19 protein-coding genes and 1 riboswitch are annotated in these 20,909 nt (G+C 66.5%); of the genes, 10 read left to right on the top strand and 9 right to left on the bottom strand.

Going from position 1 to position 20,909, the window contains the following annotated elements; translation table 11 throughout:
• The first annotated feature begins 3 nt into the window (after positions 1 to 3).
• The 3 genes from BJ997_RS13645 to BJ997_RS13655 all read left to right on the top strand — a co-directional run bounded on the left by BJ997_RS13645 (position 4) and on the right by BJ997_RS13655 (position 2,782).
• Positions 4 to 843, top strand: coding sequence for an exodeoxyribonuclease III (locus tag BJ997_RS13645; protein WP_035836938.1), 840 nt, complete (start codon positions 4 to 6; stop codon positions 841 to 843).
• Positions 844 to 866: 23 nt separating this feature from the next.
• Positions 867 to 1,871, top strand: a complete 1,005-nt coding sequence (gene trpS / locus BJ997_RS13650; protein WP_084141243.1) for a tryptophan--tRNA ligase — start codon at positions 867 to 869, stop codon at positions 1,869 to 1,871.
• 176 nt (positions 1,872 to 2,047) lie between these two features.
• Positions 2,048 to 2,782: an HAD family hydrolase gene (locus BJ997_RS13655; RefSeq protein ID WP_035836940.1), complete on the top strand. Its 735-nt coding sequence runs from the start codon at positions 2,048 to 2,050 to the stop codon at positions 2,780 to 2,782.
• 100 nt (positions 2,783 to 2,882) lie between these two features.
• Here BJ997_RS13655 and BJ997_RS13660 read toward each other — a convergent pair whose 3' ends face one another.
• The 4 genes from BJ997_RS13660 to BJ997_RS13675 all read right to left on the bottom strand — a co-directional run bounded on the left by BJ997_RS13660 (position 2,883) and on the right by BJ997_RS13675 (position 8,377).
• The gene (locus tag BJ997_RS13660) at positions 2,883 to 3,782 is read right to left on the bottom strand and encodes an endonuclease domain-containing protein (protein ID WP_183323528.1); all 900 of its coding nucleotides are present in this window, start codon (positions 3,780 to 3,782) and stop codon (positions 2,883 to 2,885) included.
• Between the two features lie 355 nt (positions 3,783 to 4,137).
• Positions 4,138 to 5,652 carry a glycerol kinase GlpK gene (gene glpK / locus BJ997_RS13665; protein ID WP_035836941.1) on the bottom strand — a complete coding sequence of 505 codons (1,515 nt, stop codon included), beginning with the start codon at positions 5,650 to 5,652 and terminating at the stop codon, positions 4,138 to 4,140.
• A 60-nt stretch (positions 5,653 to 5,712) separates the two neighbouring features.
• Positions 5,713 to 6,474 (bottom strand): MIP/aquaporin family protein, encoded by a 762-nt coding sequence (locus BJ997_RS13670; RefSeq protein WP_084141244.1) that lies wholly within the window; start codon positions 6,472 to 6,474, stop codon positions 5,713 to 5,715.
• 181 nt (positions 6,475 to 6,655) lie between these two features.
• Positions 6,656 to 8,377 (bottom strand): glycerol-3-phosphate dehydrogenase/oxidase, encoded by a 1,722-nt coding sequence (locus tag BJ997_RS13675; protein WP_035836942.1) that lies wholly within the window; start codon positions 8,375 to 8,377, stop codon positions 6,656 to 6,658.
• A gap of 97 nt (positions 8,378 to 8,474) precedes the next feature.
• Between BJ997_RS13675 and BJ997_RS13680 the strand changes: the two genes are divergently transcribed.
• From BJ997_RS13680 to BJ997_RS13705, 6 genes are all read left to right on the top strand, one after another.
• Positions 8,475 to 9,464, top strand: coding sequence for a sugar-binding transcriptional regulator (locus BJ997_RS13680; protein ID WP_420827184.1), 990 nt, complete (start codon positions 8,475 to 8,477; stop codon positions 9,462 to 9,464).
• 243 nt (positions 9,465 to 9,707) lie between these two features.
• Positions 9,708 to 9,838: riboswitch (FMN riboswitch) on the top strand.
• Between the two features lie 87 nt (positions 9,839 to 9,925).
• Positions 9,926 to 10,942 (top strand): bifunctional diaminohydroxyphosphoribosylaminopyrimidine deaminase/5-amino-6-(5-phosphoribosylamino)uracil reductase RibD, encoded by a 1,017-nt coding sequence (ribD, locus tag BJ997_RS13685; protein WP_035836943.1) that lies wholly within the window; start codon positions 9,926 to 9,928, stop codon positions 10,940 to 10,942.
• A gap of 8 nt (positions 10,943 to 10,950) precedes the next feature.
• A complete protein-coding gene (locus BJ997_RS13690) occupies positions 10,951 to 11,583 on the top strand; it encodes a riboflavin synthase (protein WP_035836944.1) in 633 nt (210 codons plus the stop codon).
• Complete coding sequence (locus tag BJ997_RS13695; protein ID WP_035836946.1) at positions 11,580 to 12,842, top strand: bifunctional 3,4-dihydroxy-2-butanone-4-phosphate synthase/GTP cyclohydrolase II; 1,263 nt, start codon at positions 11,580 to 11,582, stop codon at positions 12,840 to 12,842. Before BJ997_RS13690 ends, BJ997_RS13695 begins: the two co-directional genes overlap by 4 nt.
• Positions 12,839 to 13,309, top strand: a complete 471-nt coding sequence (ribH, locus tag BJ997_RS13700) for a 6,7-dimethyl-8-ribityllumazine synthase (protein ID WP_035836947.1) — start codon at positions 12,839 to 12,841, stop codon at positions 13,307 to 13,309. The genes BJ997_RS13695 and ribH overlap by 4 nt, the downstream gene beginning before the upstream one ends.
• Positions 13,310 to 13,494: 185 nt before the next feature.
• Positions 13,495 to 14,850: an MFS transporter gene (locus BJ997_RS13705; protein ID WP_152602205.1), complete on the top strand. Its 1,356-nt coding sequence runs from the start codon at positions 13,495 to 13,497 to the stop codon at positions 14,848 to 14,850.
• 214 nt (positions 14,851 to 15,064) lie between these two features.
• Here BJ997_RS13705 and BJ997_RS13710 read toward each other — a convergent pair whose 3' ends face one another.
• Both BJ997_RS13710 and BJ997_RS13715 read right to left on the bottom strand, forming a co-directional pair.
• Positions 15,065 to 15,487: a response regulator transcription factor gene (locus BJ997_RS13710; RefSeq protein WP_183323813.1), complete on the bottom strand. Its 423-nt coding sequence runs from the start codon at positions 15,485 to 15,487 to the stop codon at positions 15,065 to 15,067.
• Between the two features lie 5 nt (positions 15,488 to 15,492).
• A complete protein-coding gene (locus BJ997_RS13715; RefSeq protein WP_035837806.1) occupies positions 15,493 to 15,861 on the bottom strand; it encodes a response regulator transcription factor in 369 nt (122 codons plus the stop codon).
• A 104-nt stretch (positions 15,862 to 15,965) separates the two neighbouring features.
• Here BJ997_RS13715 and BJ997_RS13720 point away from each other — a divergent pair, with 104 nt between their 5' ends.
• Entirely contained in the window at positions 15,966 to 18,038 is a 2,073-nt protein-coding gene (locus BJ997_RS13720; RefSeq protein WP_052542443.1) for an ATP-binding protein, read from the top strand.
• A gap of 47 nt (positions 18,039 to 18,085) precedes the next feature.
• On the opposite strand, the gene BJ997_RS13725 is transcribed toward BJ997_RS13720, so the two are convergent.
• Genes BJ997_RS13725 through BJ997_RS13735 form a run of 3 tightly spaced genes read right to left on the bottom strand, consistent with a single transcriptional unit; the run spans position 18,086 to position 20,672 of the window.
• The gene (locus tag BJ997_RS13725) at positions 18,086 to 18,889 is read right to left on the bottom strand and encodes an ABC transporter permease (RefSeq protein WP_035837813.1); all 804 of its coding nucleotides are present in this window, start codon (positions 18,887 to 18,889) and stop codon (positions 18,086 to 18,088) included.
• A gap of 29 nt (positions 18,890 to 18,918) precedes the next feature.
• A complete protein-coding gene (locus BJ997_RS13730) occupies positions 18,919 to 19,749 on the bottom strand; it encodes an ABC transporter permease (RefSeq protein WP_035837804.1) in 831 nt (276 codons plus the stop codon).
• Positions 19,746 to 20,672 (bottom strand): ABC transporter ATP-binding protein, encoded by a 927-nt coding sequence (locus BJ997_RS13735; RefSeq protein ID WP_035837802.1) that lies wholly within the window; start codon positions 20,670 to 20,672, stop codon positions 19,746 to 19,748. The genes BJ997_RS13730 and BJ997_RS13735 overlap by 4 nt, the downstream gene beginning before the upstream one ends.
• Between the last annotated feature and the right edge of the window lie 237 nt (positions 20,673 to 20,909).

Genomic DNA, 20,909 nt, shown 5'->3' on the forward strand with positions numbered 1-20,909 from the left:
CTCATGCCTTCTGCCAAGCCCCTCCGTATTGCCAGCGTCAACACCAACGGAGTGCGCGCCGCGTACCGCAAGGGGATGGGCGACTGGCTCGCCACCCGCGACGTGGATATCCTCGCGATCCAGGAAGTGCGCGCCTCCCTCGACGACCTGGAGGGGCTGCTCGGGCCGGACTGGAACATCCTGCACGACGCCGCAACGGCCAAGGGACGCGCCGGCGTGGCCCTCGCGAGCCGCAAGGCGGCCAGCATCCACAGGGTCGAGCTCGGCGCGGAAGAATTCGACAGCGCCGGCCGGTGGCTCGAAGCCGACTACGAGGTGAACGGTCGGCTGGTCACCGTCGTGAGCACCTACGTGCACTCGGGCGAGACCGACACCCCGAAGCAGGTCGAGAAGTACAAGTTCCTCGATGCCATGCTCAAGCGGATGCCCGAACTCACCACCCATAGCCCCCTCGCGGTCGTGCTCGGCGACCTCAACGTGGGCCATCGCACCCTCGACATCAAGAACTGGCGCGGCAACAAGAAGCACGCCGGCTTCCTGCCAGAGGAGCGCGAGTACTTCGACCGTATCCTCGGCGCGGAGGGTACGGCTGATTACAACGCGGGCGGCGGCCTCGGCTGGATCGATGTGGGCCGCAAGTGGGCTGGCGAGGTCGAGGGACCGTACACCTGGTGGTCACAGCGCGGGCAGGCGTTCGACAACGACACGGGTTGGCGTCTGGACTACCAGCTAGCTTCCCCCGAGCTCGCGGCATCCGTTACCGACTACGCGGTCGACCGGGCCGCAGCCTATGACCAGCGCTGGTCCGACCACTCCCCAGTGGTCGTCGACTACGCCATCTGACCCTTTCTTTCTGGAGACTTTCAATGACTAAACCACGTTTGTATTCGGGCATGCAGCCCTCGGCCGAATCACTGCAGATCGGCAACTACATCGGCGCCCTGCTCAACTGGAAGGAGCTTCAAAAGAGCCACGACGCGTTCTTCTCGATCGTCGACCTGCACGCCATCACGGTGGCGCAAGACCCGGCGCTGCTGGCCCTCAACACCCGCCGCACGGCCGCACAGTACATCGCCGCCGGCATCGATCCCTCCGCCTCGACGCTGTACGTGCAGTCGCATGTGGCAGCGCACGCCCAGCTCGCGTGGGTGCTCAACACCATCACCGGGTTCGGTGAGGCGAGCCGCATGACGCAGTTCAAGGACAAGTCGACCCGGTTCGGCGCCGACGCCACGACCCTGGGCCTGTTCGCGTACCCCACGCTGATGGCCGCCGATATTCTGCTGTACCAGACGTCGATAGTGCCAGTGGGCGAGGACCAGCGACAACATGTGGAGCTCACCCGCGACCTCGCCGCTCGGTTCAACTCGCGCTTCGGCGATACCTTCACGGTGCCAGAGGTGGCGATCGTGAAAGAGACCGCGAAGATCTACGACCTGCAGAACCCCACCTCCAAGATGTCAAAGTCTGCCGAGTCGCACGCCGGCGTGATCTGGGTGTTGGATGAGGCATCCGTTACGAAAAAAAAGATCATGCGGGCCGTCACCGATGCCGATGGCGGTGTTGTCTTCGACCGCGAGAACAAGCCCGGCGTGGCCAACCTGCTCACGATCTACTCCGTGCTCGCGAATCGCACCGTGCAGTCCCTCGAAGACGAGTACGCGGGCCGCGGCTACGGCGACCTGAAGAAGGGGCTCGTGGAGGTCGTGACCGGAACGTTTGATCCGATTCGAGCGCGCGTCACCGAGCTGCTCGACGACCCTGCCGAGCTGGACCGGCTGCTCGCCGTGAACGCCGCGCACGCCGCCGAGGTGGCCAATGCCACCCTCGCCACCGTCTTCGAGCGCGTCGGCCTTCTTCTCCCCCGCTGATGACCGCCCTCCCCGCCCCTCTGCCCCTCTGCCCCTCTGCCCCTGCTTATGCGGCATAACTCCTGCAGATTGTCGCGGGTCGATTCGGCTGGCCCGGAATCACGGGCAACTGTCCCGGCGCGTGCGGAACCTGCAGGAGTTATGCCCAGGGACCGCGTGAGGGCTGGGGTCGCGCCGTGACAGAACTGGTGCTGTTCGACCTCGACGACACACTGTTCGCACACCGCGAGGCTGTGGAAGACGGCATACTGCGCCACCTTGGGGTCGTGCGGGGGCCGTTCGTCGGGGCCGATCCGATGGCGGCACAGAGTCTGTGGCGAGACCTCGAAGAGGAGCACTACCACTCGTACCTCGCTGGCAGGCTCGACTTTCACGGGCAGCGCCGTGAACGCGCCCGGGACTTTTGCGCCGCCTACAACCTGGTGCTCGATGACGCTTCGGCATCGGCCTGGTTCGAAAGTTACTTCGTGCACTACCGCGACAGCTGGCGCCTGCACGGCGATGCACTGGCCTGCCTCGACGCGCTGACTAACGCGGGCGTGCGCGTGGGTCTAATCACCAACGGGGACCTCGAATTTCAGAGCGAGAAGATCCGGCGGGTAGGCCTGGCTGACCGCGTCGAGCACGTGATCACTTCGGGCGAGCTGGGCGTGGCCAAGCCCGACGCCCGCATCTTCCACCACGCCTGCTCAGTCTTCGGCGTAGAACCCTCGGCAGCAGCGTATGTCGGAGACCGGCTGCGCACCGACGCGATCGGGGCCGCCGCGTCCGGACTCGCGGGCATCTGGATCGACCGGCGCGCGGTATCCGTTACCCCCGACGACGCCGCCGACATGTCCCGTCTCGGCATTCTCCGAATCGCAACCCTGGCCGGCCTGCCCTCCGCCGCCCGCAGCGGTACCCCTGCATAACTCCTGCAATCTGTGCCTGGTAGATTCGACGACCCCTGAATCACGGGCAGATGTCTCGCCTTGTCGAGAATTTGCAGGAGTTATGCCGAAGGCGTGCAGACTAGGCGTGAGCAAATGCTCGGGGGCTTCCGTGGCGGCAAATATCGACGAGATTGCGGATCGCTCGAAGTACGCCCTCCGGGTCGAACATTATGTCCTGGTAGAGCACGCGGAGCGTCAGGTAATTACGAGCAGCCAGTAAACGGTCTCTCGTGCGATCGCGCATCTGTTGCTCCCAGCTCTTGTGGTGGCTCTTACTGTCGGCCTCGACGACCACACACCCCTCCACGAGCAAATCCACTCGACCCACTCCGTCAATAGAAACCTGAATGTCACAGCGAAACCCGGCGAAGCGGAACAGGTCTCGCAGCACTGACTCTTGGCCGGCATCCACTCGCGCATCGATTTTGGACCGCAGGGCGCGATATTTCTCAGGGACGTGAGCGAAGATCTCATCGAGGTCGCCCGCTCGAATCTTCTGTTCATGCAGGGCCGTGTCCAGCGCCGCCAAAGCGAATCGCGGTTCCTGACACTGAATAATCTGGGCGAGGGCGTCGCGGGCGCCGACGCAGTACTCCGTGCCGTCAGCTCTGTCGATGAGCGGCCACCAGTGCAGCTGGACACCGTCCCGTGAGGCGACCGCGAGCGGAACTTTTCTGCTCTGTGGGCTGCGGAGCCGTGACCCCTCGCGCGGAATATGCACGTGCGTGAACTGTGAGTCGAAGGCGAAGAAACCGATCTCGCGGGCTGCCGAGACGCAGCCTTCCCGCCCGCCAATGCGCACGGCCTCGATAGTGTGGCGGTCAGTTTCTGGAAGAGCGTAGTGATCACGGCGCACTCTGATGAGTGCGTTGCTGCTCACCGCCGCCGTAATCTGCAGTGGTCGCATTCCGCTGTCCAGCAGGTCCTTTCGGCTGACAATGCGGCACTCTCGAGCGAAGGCCTTCAGGAATGGATTCATGGCGTCGAGCATCGTCGATCTTCAGGTCCGTGGACTCGTCCTGAACAAATCTGTGGAGAAGCCGACAACTTACAACCCTGTGCATAACTCTCTCGCGAGGTCATAACTCCTGCAATAGTCCAGCCACCCTAGAATCACGCCCGGAACCATGCGGGACCCCGAAACCGTCCAGCAATTTGCAGGAGTTATGCCGAAACGGGGCCCACAACATCCGCTTAGAGGGTCACAGGCCCCCGAACGACATAACTCCTGCAAATTGCCCGGCCCGTGTTCCAGAACCGCGGAAACACGGGCCTCGGATAATCCGAGGCGGCAAATTGCAGGAGTTATGTTCAGGGACGAAGGCTAGGTGGGGCTAGCGCACGTCTTCGTCGACCCAGTCGAGGGTTTTGGTGACGGCCTTCTTCCAGTTGCGGAGCAGACGCTCGGACTCCTCTTTGTCCATGGAGGGCTCCCAGCGGGCATCTTCCTGCCAGTTGGCGCGCAGGTCGTCGAGGCCGCTCCAGAAGCCGACCGCGAGGCCGGCCGCGTAGGCCGCTCCGAGGGCGGTGGTCTCCGCAACGACAGGACGCACGACGGGAACGCCGATCAGGTCGGCCTGGAACTGCATGAGCAGGTCGTTGGCCGTGGCACCGCCGTCGACCTTGAGCTCGGTCAGCGGCACACCGGAGTCGGCGTTGACAGCGTCGAGAACCTCACGGGTCTGGTATGCGATCGCCTCGAGCGCGGCGCGGGCGATGTGGCCCTTGTTCACGTACCGGGTGAGACCTACCAGGGCACCACGGGCATCCGAGCGCCAGTACGGCGCGAAGAGTCCAGAGAACGCCGGCACAAAGTATGCCCCGCCGTTGTCGTCGACGGTCTTGGCGAGGTCTTCGATCTCGGCGGCGTCCTTGATCATGCCGAGGTTGTCCCGCATCCACTGCACGAGCGAACCCGTGACGGCGATCGAGCCCTCAAGGGCGTAGTGCGTGGGACCGTCGCCGAGCTTGTAGCCCACTGTCGTGAGCAGCCCGTTCTTGGAGTGCACGATCTCGGTGCCGGTGTTGAAGATCAGGAAGTTACCGGTGCCGTAGGTGTTCTTCGCCTCACCCTGATCGAACGCCGCCTGGCCGAACGTGGCGGCCTGCTGGTCGCCGAGGATACCGGCGATTGGCACCTCGCGCAGCAGGCTGTGCCCGCTGGCGATGCCGTAGACCTCCGAAGAGGACTTGATCTCGGGGAGCATCGACTTGGGCACATCGAACGCGGCGAGAATCTCGTCGTCCCACTCGAGTGTGTCGAGGCCCATGAACATCGTGCGGCTGGCGTTGGTCACGTCGGTGGCGTGAACCCCGCCCTCGATGCCGCCGGTGAGGTTCCAGAGCACCCAGGAGTCGGTCGTGCCGAAGAGCAGGTCGCCGGCGTCGGCCTTGCCCCGTGCGCCCTCGACGTTTTCGAGGATCCAGACGATCTTCGTGCCGGAGAAATACGTGGCCAGCGGCAGGCCGACCTTGGCCTTGAAACGCTCGACACCGCCATCCGCTGCCAACCGGTCGACGATCGGCTGCGTGCGGGTGTCCTGCCAGACGATGGCGTTGTACACCGGCACGCCGGTGTTCTTGTCCCAGACAACCGCGGTCTCGCGCTGGTTGGTGATGCCGACGGCCTCAATGTCGTGCCGCGTGATGTTCGCCTTGGACAGGGCCTGCCCGATGGCCTCACGGGTGTTGTCCCAGATCTCCTTGGGGTCGTGCTCGACCCAGCCGGCCTTTGGGAAGATCTGCTCGTGCTCGAGCTGACCGGTGGAGATGATCGACCCCGACTTGTCGAAGATGATGGCACGCGAACTCGTGGTGCCCTGGTCGATGGCGAGAACGTACTTGGTCATTCTTAACTCCTTTGTTGAGACTGCAGGTGTTGAGAGAAAACTCGTGAAGCGGATGCTGCGCTAGGCAGCCAGGATCGGCAGCAAGACGATCGACGCCCAGCCAGCCAGCACGCCGCCGATGATCGGGCCGAGAACCGGAACCCAGGAGTAGCTCCAGTCGGAGGAGCCCTTGCCCTTGATGGGCAGGAAGAAGTGCGCGATACGCGGACCGAGGTCACGAGCCGGGTTGATGGCGTAACCGGTGGGTCCACCGAGCGAGGTACCGATCACGATAACGAGCAGGGCCACCGGCAGTGCGCCGAGTGCCGCGAGGCCGGGGGTGTCGCCCTGCCGGCTGAATCCGATCACGATGAGCACCAGCACGAAGGTGCCGATGATCTCGGTGACGAGGTTCCATCCGCAGGAACGAATGGCCGGGCCGGTGGAGAAAACGCCGAGCTTGTTGGCCGGGTCGGGCTCCTGGTCGAAGTGCTGCTTGTAGGCCAGCCACACGACGACGGCACCGAGGACGGCACCGAGCATTTCACCGGCGATATAGGTGAGGATCGAGATGATGTTCACCGGAACACCTGACCCGAATTCCTCGGCCCCCGAGGCGACGAGCCCGAGCGTGACCGCCGGGTTCAGGTGCGCTCCAGAGTTGTAGGCGGCGATGACACCGCAGTAGACCGCGAGGCCCCAGCCGATGGTGACCATGAGGAAACCACCGCCGAACCCCTTGTTCTTTGCCAACGCGACGTTGGCGACAACGCCACAGCCGAGCAGCACGAGGATGGCAGTTCCCACTACCTCCGAGAGAAATACAATTCCGAGATTGTCCACATTGACCTTCCTGATGGGAGAAAAAATACCGCAAAAACGGGCCTCAGCAGCGAATCCGCTTTACTGGTAAAACCGTATCGGGGTCCGGCCCTCTTTGGGCACGAATTTGACTGCACATTCGTGCAAGTTGCACTACAACCGAAAACGGATACCGCGGGCCAAGTCGACCCGCGGCATCCGGTCAGGCTGAGGCCGCGACGGACCGGGTCGCGAACTCGATGCCGTGCAGGTCGTGCAGAAGGTGCTCGGCCAGCTCGACTTCCTGGGCGCGGCGCTCGGCGCTCCAGCCGAGGACCGGGGCCACGATGTCAGCGAGCTCGTCGACCAGGTCGGCGGTGGCCGCACCGACGAAAGCGATGCTCGTGCGGCGCAGCAGCACGTCGATCAGGCGCACGACAGATTCCGTCGTGGCGAGGTACTCGATCTCGCGGCGGGAGTAGCCGGTGTTGTTCACCAGCGGGGCGTCGGGTTCGAGGCTGAGGAAGTCAATCACGTCGGCTGCGCGCGTGCCATAGCGGGCCAGGAGCTGCGCGGCGCGGGTCGTGCCCACCTCGTCGCCGTGGGCGGTCACCCACACCTGGTGCGCGGCATCCGTTGCGGGGAAGCCACGCCCGCCACCGATGGCGAGGCCCTCGGTCGAGACCGTGCGCTCAGCGCCGAGGATCGTGAGGATCTGCCCGCTGAGGTTCTCGGCGAGGGCGCGGAACGTGGTCCACTTGCCGCCGACGAGGCTCAGCAGGGTGCCGGGCCTGTTGCCGAGCGGTCGGGACTCGATGCGGTAGTCGCGGGAGACGAAACCGGGCTGCTCGTCGTCGTGGCGGGGCAGCGGGCGCACGCCGGCGAAGCGGAAGACGATGTCGGAACGGTCGACTGTGATGGTTGGGAAAACGTGCGAGACCAGATCGAAGAAGTAGTCGATCTCAGGCTCGGTGCAGCGCGCGGGCTGGCTCATGTCGTGCTCGAGGTCGGTCGTGCCGATCAAGACGCGTCCCTTCAGCGGGTAAATCAGCACGATTCGGCCGTCGCTGTGCTCGAAGAAGATCTCGCGGCCGCCGGTCGCCGCGAGCAGCTCCGGGTTGTCCACGACGATGTGCGAGCCCTTGGTGCCGCCCATGAATGTGCTGGCCTGGCCGAGGGCGCCGTTGGTGAGGTCGGTCCAGGGCCCGCTCGTGTTGACGACGACCTCCGAGGCGAAGCTGAACTCCTCGCCGGTGATCACGTTGCGCAGGCGCACGCCGTTCTCGTCGCTGCCGACCGCTTCGATGTAGTTGGCGGCGCGGGCGTGCGGGCCGGCGTCGAGGCCGTCGCGCAGCACGTCGAGGGCGAGACGCTCCGGGTCGTGCATCGCGGCGTCGTAGTAGGTGGCCGTGTACTTGAGGCCGGGGTTGAGCTTCGGCATCACGCTGAGGGCCTTCTTGCGGCCCACAAACTCGTGGCGAGGCACCGAACCGCCGTCGCGGGAGAAGGAGTCGTAGAGCATCATGCCAATTTTGATCAGGAGCGCGCCACGCTCCACGTGCTTGGCACCCTGCTTGTGGGTGAGGAAACGCAGCGGTGCGCTCATCACACCGGAGAAGGTGGAGAAGATCGGGATGGTGGTCTGCAGCGGCTTCACGTAGTGCGGGGCGATCTTGATGAGGCTGTTGCGCTCCTCGACCGATTCCTTCACAAGCCGGAATTCGCCGTTCTCGAGGTAACGGACGCCGCCGTGGATCATGTGCGAGCTGGCCGCAGAGGCCCCCGACACGAAGTCGCCGCGGTCCACGATGACCACGTCCACTCCCTGGAGTGCGAGGTCGCGGAACGTGGCGATTCCGTTGATGCCGGCACCGATCACGAGCACCTGGGCACGGGGATTTAATACGAGGGCTGCCTGAGCCTGCACTGCAGTGGACTGCGCCATTGGGTCACCTCTGTCGTTAGGGGCTTGCAACTGGCAAGCCGGTTCAATAGATTCATCTTGACAGCCCGACACATTTTCTCAAGCGGAATGAACATACGTGCACCAGCCAGACGTGAACCTGATCGACGATCCCACCCAGTCCGATCGCACCCGTGACGCCCTGCGCGCGGCGCACCTCTATTACATGCAGGACCTCACAATGGATGCGATCGCTCGCGAGCTCCACACCTCGCGCTCCTCGGTGTCTCGCCTGCTCAGTCATGCCAGGGCGAGCGGGCTCGTCGACATCCAGATCCACTCTCCACTCGACGCCCCGAGCCGACTGGAACGTGAAATCCTCGAGAGGTTCCAGGTGACCGCGCACGTTGTTCCGATACCGGATCGGGCCAGCGACGTGGACCGACTCGAACGCGTTGCTCTCTCGGTTGCACGAATTCTCGGGCAGTTCTTCGACTCGAACATGACGATGGGCATCGCCTGGGGCTCCACGATGAACGCGATCAGCCGCCACGTCACCGTGAAGCAGACCCACAACTCCCAGATCGTGCAGCTCAACGGCGCCGGCAACATGAGCACGACGGGTCTCGGCTACGCGAGCGAGATCCTCGGCCGGTTCGGCAACGCCTTCGGCGCGCACGTGCAGCAGTTCCCTGTGCCGGCCTTCTTCGACGACCCCGCCACGAAGCAGGCGTTCTGGCGCGAGCGCAGCGTCAGCCGACTGCTCGAGATGCAGGGCCGAATGGACGTGGCGCTGTTCGGCCTCGGCTCGCCCTTCTCCGAGGTGCCGAGCCGGGTCTACGCCGGCGGATACCTCGACGAGGCCGACTACGCCTCGCTCAGCGCCTCCGGCGCGGTGGGCGACGTGGCCACGGTGTTCTTCCGCGCCGACGGCTCGACCAACGGGATCCCACTCAACGAACGCGGCACCGGTCCCGACTTCACGGTGCTGCGCCGCACGCCGCGCCGCATCTGCGTGGTCGCCGGCAGCTCCAAGCTCGCGAGCCTGCACGGGGCGCTGCGCGCCGAGCTCATCACCGACCTGTTCGTCGACGAGGGCACAGCCCGCGCGCTCGTGTCCGAGGCCTGACCCGGCCCCGGGCATCCGCTCGCCCAGTGGCCCCCTCTCGGCGATTCTGGGCGCATAACTCCTGCAGATCGGCCCGGCTTGGCCGAGCGGCCGCGTGATTCCGGGGCCGAACTGTGGCGCGCCCAGAATCTGCAGGACTTATGTTCACAGAGTCGGGAAGAACGGCGGCTTCCGGCCCGCGAGACCGGATGTGACAAGGGAATACGTGCACTTGCAGGGTGTTGCAGCATACTAAGAGTAAGAAACGTGCTCCGGGGTCGGTGTAAGTCCGAACCGGCGGTGAAAGTCCGCGACCCGTTGGTTCTTCGGAAACGACGGTTGAGCTGGTGAAATTCCAGCACCGACGGTTAAAGTCCGGATGAGAGGCGCACGAATCGAGGGACCGTTTGCGGCCCCTCGATGGGTTTCGCAACGCGCGCAACCCACATCCCGGAGTTCGTCCAGAGACGAATGAGGGATTGATGAGCGAAGCGCACGCACTCGACGCCGCCATGCTCCGTGCCCTCCAACTGGCGGCCCACGGCCCGTCCACCGGCATCAATCCCCGCGTCGGCTGTGTCATCCTCTCCGCGGACGACACCGTGATCGCCGAGGGCTGGCACCGCGGCGCCGGTACCGCGCACGCCGAAGTCGACGCCCTCTCGCACCTCGCCCCTGGCGCTGCGCGCGGCGCGACAGCCGTCGTCACGCTCGAGCCCTGCAACCACATGGGCCGCACCGGCCCCTGCGCAATCGCCCTGATCGAGGCAGGCATCGCCCGGGTCGTCTACTCCGTGAGCGACCCCGGCGCCTACTCGGCCGGTGGTGCCACCCGGCTTCGGGCCGCGGGCATCCGAGTCGACGGCGGCCTGCGCGAGAGCGAGGGCGAGGCCTTTCTCGGCGACTGGCTCGTGGCCGCGCGCCTCGGCCGCCCCTTCGTGACGCTGAAGTGGGCCTCCAGCCTCGACGGTCGCGCCGCCGCGGCCGACGGCAGCAGCCGGTGGATCACCGGCCCGACCGCGCGCACGGACGTGCACCGCCGCCGCAGCGCCGCGGGCGCCATCGTGGTGGGCACCGGAACCGTGCTCGCCGACGATCCCTCTCTCACGGCCCGCGACGCGAGCGGCGACCTGCTGCCGGGCCAGCCCGTGCCCGTGGTGATGGGCCGGCGCGCCATCCCATCGACGTCCGCCATACACACCCACCCGCACGCTCCCGTCTTCTTCGCCACCGAAAGCCTCGCCGAGGTGCTCGCCGACCTGCACGCCCGCGGCATCCGCAGCGTCTTCGTCGAGGGCGGCCCCACGCTCGCGGGCGCTTTCGTGGCGGCCGGCCTCGTTGACGAGTACCTCGTGTACCTCGCTCCTACCCTGCTCGGCGGCCCCCGCCTCGCCATCGGCGACATCGGCGTGGCCGGTATCGACGACCAACGACTTCTCTCCCTGCACTCGCTCGACCGACTGGGCGACGACATCCTCGTCGTCGCCCGCCCCAGGTAAGGACCCGAATGTTCACCGGAATCATTGAGGAGCTCGGCCGCATCGAGCGAATCGACCACACAGCGGATGCCGCCAGGCTCACCATCCACGCGCCCCTCTCGATAGCGGATGCCCGCCACGGCGACTCGATCTCGGTCAACGGCGTCTGCCTCACCGTGGTCGACCGCACACCCGACTCGTTCACGGCCGACGTGATGGCCGAGACGCTGCGCATGTCGACCCTGTCAGACGCGGTAGTGGGCACCCCGGTAAACCTCGAACGCGCCGCGCTCGTGGGCGGCCGGCTCGGCGGGCACATCGTGCAGGGGCACATCGACGGCACAAGCACCGTACTCGGTGTCGTTCCCGGCGACGCCTGGCGCGTGCTGCGGTTCAGCCTCTCCCGTGAACTCGCCCCGCTCGTGGTGGGCAAGGGATCGATCGCCATTGACGGCGTGTCCCTCACCGTGAGCGCCATCAGCCCGGCCGAGGCTGTCGACCAGTGGTTCGAGGTCTCCCTCATCCCCGAAACCCTCGCCGCCACGACGCTCGGCGCCCGCACCGTGGGCGACCAGGTCAACATAGAAACAGATATTCTCGCCCGCCATGTGGAGCGCATGCTCGCCCTGGCCGACGCGGAATCGAAAAGGAGTGCAGCATGAGCCTCGCAGACATCCCCACCGCGCTCGCGGAACTCAGGCTCGGAAAGCCGATCATCGTGGCCGATGACGAGGGCCGCGAAAACGAGGGCGACGTGATCATCTCCGCCCAACTGGCCACCCAGGAGTGGCTCGCCTGGACCGTGCGCTGGTCGTCGGGTTTCATCTGCGCACCGATGACCAACGACCTCGCCGACACCCTCGACCTGCCCGTGATGGTGCTCAACAACGAAGACGCCCGCGGCACGAACTACACCGTGAGCGTCGATTCCGCGACCGGCGTGACCACGGGCATCAGCGCCGCCGACCGCGCCCACACCCTGCGCGTGCTCGCCGACCCAACCTCGACGCCCACGACCCTGCACCGCCCCGGCCACATCCTGCCGCTGCGGGCCGTGGATGGCGGGGTGCGCGAACGCGCCGGCCACACCGAAGCGGCCGTCGATCTGATGAAGCTCGCTGGCCTCGCCCCCGTCGGCGCGATCTGCGAGATCGTCGCCGAAGACGGCGATATGATGCGCCTGCCCGGCCTGCTCGAACTCGGCGACCGCGAGGGTGTCGTGGTGATCACGATCAAGGACCTGATCGAGTACCTCAACACCCTGCACGGCAGCACGCCGTTGCCTGCGATCCTGCCGCTCGCCGAGGCGCCACGGGTGGACTTCGAGGTGGAGACCACGGTTCCCACCAAGCACGGCTCCTTCAGGGTGCGCGCGTACCGCGACCGGATGACCGGAGCAGACCACGTGGCCATCATCTCCGGCCGGCCCGTCGACGGCGCCCTGGTGCGGGTGCATTCGGAGTGCCTCACCGGGGAGGTTTTCGGTTCACTCAAGTGCGAATGCGGCCCTCAGCTCGACGCTGCGCTCGAAACCATCAACCTTGAGGGCGGCGTGGTCGTGTACCTGCGCGGCCAGGAGGGGCGCGGCATCGGCCTCATCAACAAGCTGCGCGCGTACCACCTGCAGGAAGACGGCCTCGACACCCTCGACGCGAACCTCGCGCTCGGCCTGCCCGGAGACTCCCGCGACTACGGAGCGGCCACCGGCATTCTGCACGACCTGGGACTGGCATCCGTTCGCCTCCTCACCAACAACCCCGACAAGGTGAGCCAGCTGGAAGAGCACGGCGTGACCGTGACAGAGCGCATGCCCCTCGTCGTGGGCATCGGGGCGCACAACGTGGGCTACCTCCTCGCCAAGCGCGACCGCATGGGCCACCACATCAACGAGCAGGACCTCCTGAAAGGCACCACAGTATGAGCGTCGAAGGCTCCCCCACCATCACCGTTGACGGAACCGGCCTGCGCGTGGTCGTGGTCGCCGGCCGCTGGCACGACGAGATCACGAACGGCCTGATCGCCGGGGCCGTGCGCGTGCTCGAAGCCTCCGGCGCCGAGTTTTCGATCGTGCGCGTGCCCGGCAGCTTCGAGCTGCCCGTGGCCTGCAAGGTAGCGCTCGAGAACGGCGCCGACGCTGTCGTCGCCCTCGGTGTGATTATTCGCGGCGGCACCCCGCACTTCGAGTATGTGTCGAGCGCGGCAACGGATGGCCTCACTCGCGTCGCCCTCGATGCCGGCAAGCCCGTGGGGTTCGGTGTCCTCACCCTCGACGACGAACAGCAGGGCCTCGACAGGGCCGGGCTCCCTGGGTCGAAGGAAGACAAGGGCGAGGAGGCGGCCACCGCCGCTCTCGAAACCGCGCGAGTGCTCGCCGACCTCGCCCGATAGCGCGCCGGGCGGGTGCCTTCGGGCGCCCGCCCGGGGCATCAAGCCCCCCGCGGGCGTAAGGTTGCTTGTGGCCTTTACCCAAGGCCGCACCCTTTCGTGTGTTCCACGCCGTAGCATCCAACGCCAGATCGACGTTCTGCACTTCGTGACCGGCCCAGTTGTTTCTTGAAAGCGTTCGTACTTTTATGTCTATATCCACCACGCCCGCAACGCTGCCGGCCTCCGCCCCTGTCAATCCGAAGAGCCGCGTCATTCTCGCGAGTCTCATCGGAACCACCATCGAGTTCTACGACTTCTATGTGTACGCCACCGCCGCCGTACTCGTGTTTCCGTACCTGTTCTTCCCCACCGGCGACCCCACGACGGCGTTGCTCGCGTCGTTCGCCGTCTTCGGCGCAGCCATGGTGGCCCGCCCGATCGGCGCCCTGTTCTTCGGTCACTTCGGCGACCGAAACGGACGCAAGGCCACCCTCGTGGGCGCGCTGCTCACCATGGGTATCGCCACGTTCCTGATCGGCCTGCTGCCGACCTACGCCATGATCGGCTGGTTCGCCCCGCTCATGCTGGTCATCCTGCGTCTCGCCCAGGGCTTCGCGCTCGGCGGCGAGTGGAGCGGCGCGGCACTCGTGGCCACCGAGAACGCCCCGGTGGGCAAGCGCGCCTGGTACGGCACGTTTCCGCAGGTCGGTGCCCCGCTCGGCTTCATCATCGCGAACGGCCTGTTCCTGATCATCGCGTTCGCCCTGCCGTCCGACGACCCCACGCGCCCCTCCGACGCCTTCCTCGAGTGGGCCTGGCGCATCCCGTTCCTGTTCTCTGCCGTGATGGTGATCGTGGGCCTCTGGGTTCGCCTCCGTCTCGTGGAGAGCGAGGCCTTCACGAAGGCCGTCAAGGCCAAGAAGGTGGAGAAGCTGCCCCTCGCCGCCGTGTTCAAGAGCAACTGGCGCGAGCTCATCCTCGGCACGTTCATCATGCTCGCGACGTACGTGCTGTTCTACCTGATGACCACGTTCACGCTCGGCTACGGCCGCGCTGCAACGGATGCCGCGCTGCCGGGCCTCGGATTCAGCTACAACACGTTCATCCTCATGATGATCGGCGGCGTGGTGTTCTTCGGAATCTTCACCCTCGCGTCCGGCCCCTGGGCCGATCGCCACGGCCGTCGCAAGACGCTCATCATCGTGACACTCGCGATTGTGATCTTCGGCTTCCTGTTCGTGCCCCTGCTCGGTGCGGGCACGGCCGGCGTGATGATCTTCCTGATCGTGGGTTTCTCGCTCATGGGCATGACATTCGGGCCGATGGGTGCGCTGCTCCCCGAGCTGTTCCCCACCGCTGTTCGGTACACGGGCTCGGCGTTCGCGTACAACATGAGCTCGATCCTCGGCGCGGCAGTGGCCCCGTTCATCGCCATCTGGCTGTGGACCGTCGGCGGTGGCAGCCCGTTCTGGGTGGGAATCTACCTCTCCAGCATGGCCTTGATCACGCTCGTGGCGCTGATCCTCAGCCGCGAGACCCGCGACCTCGACCTCGAGCGCTAGCCGCACGCGCCGCTGCGGCCGCGCGCGCCCGCCCCTGCGGTAGCGCCCGGCCATAGCGGCGCGGTAGTCTCCGGATCGCGCCCGCATCGCGGTGCGCGGCCGCTGCGGCGGTAGCGCGCGGCCACAGTGGCGCGGCGCTGCGGCCGGCCCGCGCGGCGCATCCGCTCGGAGGCGGTGCTGCGCCAAGCACGGGGGGGGGGGGGGGGGGCGGGGGTCAGGTTTTGGCGAGCAGGGAGTCGATGCCGAGGATGAGCTCGCGCAGGCTGAATGGCTTGCGCAGAAACTCGTCGATGCCACACGCGAAGGCCTTGGCAATGTCGGACTGTTGAGACTTGGCGCTGAGCATCAGGATGCGCGTGGTGGCGATGGCCTCGTCGGCGCGGATCTGCGTGCAAACCTCGACGCCGGTAAGCCCGGGCATCATCCAATCAAGCACGATCAGATCGGGGCGCGTCTTCTGGGCGGCGGCGAGTGCGGAGCGGCCGTCTGCCGCCGAAGTCACCCGGTAACCAGCCTGTTCGAGCCTGTGCACGATCAGACGCCCCATGTCGGGGTCGTCTTCGACGACCAGCACGTGCGCGCGTTCGGCGGCCGCGAGAGCGGAGTCCTGGCCGCCCTCGGTGCCGGCGACGGCCATCCGTTTCACGCCCGGGCGAGAACGGAATCGACGCCGAGCACCAGCTCACGCAGGCTGAACGGCTTGCGCAGAAATTGGGTGACCCCGGCGGCATAAGCTCTGTCGATGTCCGCCTTCTGCGATTTCGCGGTCACCATGAGAATGCGCGTGCCTTCCAGGGTCGCGTCCTGGCGGATCTGTTCGCAGACCTCGATTCCGGTGAGCCGCGGCATCATCCAGTCGAGCACGACGAGATCGGGGTGGCTTTCGCGCACGGCAGCGAGCCCGGCCTGGCCGTCGCTTTCGCTCGTCACCTGGTAGCCGGCATCGGAGAGGCGGTGCACGATGAGACGTTCCATGTCGGGGTCGTCTTCGACAACGAGTACGTGCGCCATGGTGTTCCTTTTTTCTGTCACCCAAACGGGGGGCATTTTGGTGCCGGTGGAGTTAGCATAGCCCTATGCGACAGGGATTCCTACCTGCACAGCGAGGGGGGGCCGTGTCCACACTCAGCCTGGTCACCTTGGCGCAGACGGCGTCGCCGAGGCGTGTCAGACTGACGCTCGTCGCCGTGGTCGTGGTCGTCTTCGCGATGAGCGTCGCCACGCTGCTCGTCTCGCGCAACGCGGAGTTCATCTCCGCCTGGTGGCCGGCCGCGGGCGTGAGCGTTATCGCCGTGCTGCTGGCGCGCAGAAACCGCGTGGGCATGGCCCTCGCGATCTGGGCGGCCGCCAGCGGTGCCCGCCTGGCCGTGGGACAGCCCCTCGCCCCGGCTCTCGCATACGGTTTCGCGAACGCTTTAGAAGCCTGGCTGATCGCGAGGATACTCGAGGGAAGCGACGCGCCGCACTCCCTCGACGATGTCCGCAGCGTGGGCCGTTTCGTGATCGCCGTCGCCATCGGCGCGCTCACGATGGCCGGTCTCGCTGCCCTCATCATCGGAGTGCAGGGCGGCGACGCGCCCGGGACCTTTGCCCTGGTCGCCCCGTCCCACGCGTCGGCGATCCTCGTGATCGCCCCCTTCCTCATGGTGGCACGAGTGCGTGTGCCCGCCCGGCTGCGCACCGAACTCATCGTGCAGTCCGGCCTGCTCGCCATTGTGCTGGCACTTGTATTCCTGCCCGGCCAGTCTTCCCAGTGGAAGTTCCTCACCCTGCCCGTGCTCATCTGGGCCGCCCTGCGCTTCGGCAGCTGGCCGGCCACCGGACAGATGCTGGCGCTGGCGCTCACGGCGACCGCGATCGTGGACCTGCGGCAGGCTGGAGCCGTGGGCGAGCCGGGCCCGGGATCGATTGCGCAGGAATACGCCGTCTTGCAGTCCTACTTCGTGGTCTACGCGGCGTCCCTGCTCGTGATCGCGGCTGGGCGCACGGAGCGACTCCGCCTCGCGGACGAGATGTTGATGCGCGACCGCCTGCTGCGCGGCGGGATCGTGGGCTCCCAGATTGGCCTGCTTCTGCTGCGTGAGAACGCGCTCGGCGCGGTCACGATCGTGGATGGCAACGCTGTCGCGGCCGGGTTGCTGGGCGTGACCGTCGAGGCGCGCGGCGAGTCGGCGGGGGCGGTGCCCACCGACGGCCCCCTCGCCTCTGCGATCGCCACGGTGCGCGGCGACACTGTGGCGTTCCGGGACTGGTCGGGCGAGGTGGAGATCGACCACGCCGAGAGGCGGCTGCAGGTGTTCATCGCCCGGGTGCATTCCACGGGAGCCGACGCCCTGATCACCGTGCAGGTGATCGATACCACCGCCCGGTACGTGGCCGAGCAGGCAGTCACGGCCGCGCTCGGGAACGAACAGGCGACCACGTCGGCCCTGCGGGAGCTCAACCGGCAGAAGGAAGACTTCGTATCGTCGGTGAGCCACGAGCTGCGCACGCCGATTATGAGCATCCTCGGATTCTCAGAGGAACTCGCCGACACCAAACTCTCGCCGCTCGCGGCGGACTACCTGAGCGTGATCACGCGCAACGCGCATCGCCTCGCCGACCTCGTGGAAGACCTGCTCGAGCTGTCCCGCATGTCCGACCAGAACGACCGCACGGTGCGTCCGCTCGAGGTGACGGCCCTGAACGAGGTGATCCGCAATTGTGTCGAGGAGCTGGGAGCGGCCGCCCGGTCCGGGGGCGTGACCCTCGTGTTCATCCCGGTCGACGACCTGGACGTCGCCGGAAACTCTCGCGACGTGACCCGGGTGCTCATCAACCTCGTGGCGAACGCGGTGAAGTTCACGCCTCGCGGCGGCCGCGTGGCGGTCACCTGCAGCCGGGCTGGGGATGTGGTTCTGGTGGAGGTGGTCGACAATGGTGTCGGCATTCCACCCGACGAGATCGACCGGGTGCTCGAAAGATTCTACCGTTCGAGCACCTCGGTCTCGTTGCCCGGAACCGGCCTCGGCCTCTCCATCGTCACTGGGCTGCTCAAGCAGCTCGGCGGAACCCTGCAGATCACCTCCGACGGCCTGACCGGAACCCAGGTTCGCGTGAGGCTGCCGGCCGCACCAGCCCCGGTGCCGGTGGCTGACACAGGAGAACGGCCCGCGGCATCCGTCACCACCGCAGTAGACCGGACCTGAACCCGATCGCCGGCCCGGATCTCCTGAATTGGCCACCCAGTGCGGGCCTAATCGAGGAAGAGGGCGCGCAGGCGGCGGGTGGTGAAGACGAGGCCGCCCACGATCATCACCAGGTAGTAGAGCACATGCCAGAGCAGGCCCGGGTCGACCAGGCCCGTGGTGAGCGAGCGCACAAGTTCGACGCCGTGCCAGAGCGGCAGCGCCATGATCACGTACTGCAGCCCCTGCGGATACACGCTCAGGGGGTAGAACGTGGCCGAGAACAGGAACATCGGCAGCAGCACGAAGTTGATCCAGTCCATCTGCTGGAAGGTTTTCATGTAACTCGTGATCGCCATGCCGACGGATGCGAATCCGAACGCGATCAGCAGCACCGCCGGAAGCGCGAGCAGCGCCCACCAGGACAGGTTGAGGCCGAGCAGCTGCATCACGAGCAGGAATCCGGTGCCGTAGAGGGCGCCGCGCAACAGCGCGAGCGAGATCTCGCCGAGCGCCACGTCGAGTGGGCCGAGGCTCGTGGCGAGCATCCCCTCGTAGAGCTTCGCGAACTGCATCTTGAAGAACACGTTCCAGGTGGAATCGTAGATGGCCCCGTTCATCGCCGCGACGGCGAGCAGGGCCGGGGCGATGAACGCCGCATACTGCACGCTCTCGCCCGACGCCGTCGTGACCGTGCCGATGAGGGCGCCGAGGCCGAGGCCCATCGACAGCAGATAGAAGATCGGCTCGAAGAAGCCGCTCACCACCACGAGCCAGTTGGTGCTGCGCGTGGCCCGCCAGCCGCGCTGCATCACGCTGCGCGCGTTGCCGGCATACAGCCCGCCGCCGCGGGGCGGTCGTCCGGGGCCCACGGATGCCGCGAGCTCGGTGGTGGCGCGGGTCACGTGTTGAGCCTTCCCACGGTGATGCGGCGAGCGAGGATCCAGCCGAGCGCGAGCAGGCCGGTGAGGTAGACGACGTGCACGACGCTGAGCCAGAGCGGTTCCGGCATCCCGTAGGCGAACACCCTGGAGAGCTCCGTGCCATGCCAGAGCGGCGAAATCCACCCGATCCACTGCAGGTACGGCGGCAGCACGTCGAGGGGAAAGAACGTGCCGGAGAACAGCGTCATCGGCAGGATGATGAAGCGCATCACCATGGCGAGCTGCCCGGTGTCGTCTTTCAGCGTGGCGGTGTACGCCATGAATAGGGCACCGAACGCGAGGCCGGTGAGCAGGGCCACGGGAACGGTGAGAAAGCCCAGCGGCCCGGGGACCGCGCCGAACAGCAGCATGAACACGTAGTAGATCACGCAGGTGACGAGCATGCGCACCGCCACCGAGATGACGATCCCGTTGATGATCTGCCCCGGCTGGATGCTCGAGGCATTCATGCCGAAGAACACCGGATTCCACTTGAAGCCGAGCATGATCGGGTAGCTGAACTCCTCGGACGCGACCGCGATAGCCGCGCTCGCGAGCAGCGCCGGCGCCACAAAAACCAGGTAGCTCACGCCGTTCACGCCGGCCCCGCCGAGGTTGCCGTCCACGAGGGTGGCGAGGCCCACGCCCATGGCGTAGAGGTAGATGAGCGGGTTGCCGATCGCCGTCACGACCACGGTCTGCGCGTAGGAGCGCATCACCCGAAACCGGTGCTCGGCCACGTACCACGAACCCCAGCGACGGCTGCGGGTCGCCACGGTCGTCGTGGATTCGGTCACGGGATCTATCATTCGATCAGGGCCCGTCCGGTGAGGCGCAGGAACACGTCTTCCAGGCTCGAGCGGCGCACGAGGCTTGTGATCGGGTGCAGGCCGGCCACGGTCATCCGCTCGAGTTCGGCTTCGCCGTTGTCGCTGTAAACCAGGATTCGGTCCGGCAGCACCTCGACCCGTTCGCCGAAACCCGCGATCTGCTCGGCGACGCCGGCGTTGTGGGTGGAGCCGAACCGCACCTCGAGCACCTCGCGAGAGGAGTAGCGGCGAATCAGCTCGGCGGGCGATCCCTCGGCCATGATGGCGCCGTGGTCGACCACCACGAGGCGGTCGCAGAGCTGCTCGGCCTCGTCCATGTAGTGCGTGGTGAGCAGCAGCGTGGTGCCCTGCTCCTTCAGGCGGAACAGCCGGTCCCAGAGAATGTGGCGGGCCTGCGGGTCGAGGCCCGTGGTGGGTTCGTCGAGCAGCAGGATGCGCGGGTCGTTGATGAGGGCCCGCGCGATGGTGAGGCGGCGTTTCATGCCGCCGGACAGGGCATCCACCTTGGCCGTTGCTTTGTCCTCGAGCTGGGCGAAAGCGAGAAGTTCGTCGGCTCGGCGGGCGACCTGGGCGCGCGGGAGCCCGAAGTAGCGCCCGTACACGAGCAGGTTCTCGCGCACCCGCAGCTCCATGTCGAGGTTGTTCTCCTGCGGAACGACGCCGAGCTGCGAGCGGATCTCGGGGCCGTACCGGTTGGGGTCGAGGCCGAGCACGCTCAGCTCGCCGCTCGTGCGGGTGGAGACCGCGCCGACCATGCGCATGGTGGTGGATTTGCCGGCACCGTTCGGGCCGAGCAGCCCGAACGACTCCCCGGGCGCCACCTCGAAGGACACGCCGTCGACCGCGACGAAATCCTTATACTGCTTCTTGAGTTGGCTGGCGACGATGACAGGTTGGGGCACAGTTGCTAGCGTAGACCGAGGGCACGACAAGCGGATGCCTGCGGGCGGTCGCGGGGTCGGCATCCACTGTCAGCGGGAGCGGTTAAACTCTTCTGGTGAGCATTCCGATCAACACGACCAGCAGCCCTTCGCCCGCCGACGACGCGTCGCCCGGCGAGCGCTCTCCGGGGTCGGCGAAGAGCGGCCGCGCACCGCGGGCGCCACGCACGCCCCGCACGCCGCGTCCGGGCCGCCGCG

Origin of the sequence: Cryobacterium roopkundense (assembly GCF_014200405.1) — a bacterium.
Taxonomy (GTDB): domain Bacteria; phylum Actinomycetota; class Actinomycetes; order Actinomycetales; family Microbacteriaceae; genus Cryobacterium; species Cryobacterium roopkundense.